At 44.3% G+C, this 409-nt stretch carries 1 pseudogene; it reads right to left on the bottom strand.

The annotated features are described in order from the left end of the window. Positions 1 to 409: pseudogene (locus HC176_RS16990) on the bottom strand (cytochrome C biogenesis protein); the annotation flags it as partial.

The following is a 409-nucleotide window of genomic DNA, read 5'->3' as shown; positions in this document are numbered from 1 at the left end:
CAGGAGCCAGGAGCACCGCTTCTTCCACGACCCTTCTTCGGGGTTGCCCGTCGATCTCCCCATCGATAAAGGTGGTCAAAAATGTCTTTTCTGAAAGGAATGTATTTTCTGTAGCGCCTTCTCTAATCGGCATCATTCCTTCATAACTTATATATCGTGTCACAAATGCACCCACGAGGATCAGGATGAAGGAAAGGTGAAGTAGTAAGGAAGACCACTTTTCCTTTTTATGCAATTTGAACCTGAAAATATTTCCCGTGAAATTCACCACAAACAGCGCCATGATCACTTCAAACCAAAGAGCGTTGTAGATCCAGACTTTTGCGGTAGCAGTACTGTACCAGCTTTCAATAAAGGTTCCCAGCCCAAGAGCGATAGCAAAACCGATAAAAAGAAAGGCCATTAAACG

This window comes from Tamlana crocina, from assembly GCF_012037625.1.
The sequence above is the reverse complement of the archived record's forward strand: the minus strand, read 5'-3'. Positions and strand labels throughout refer to the sequence as shown.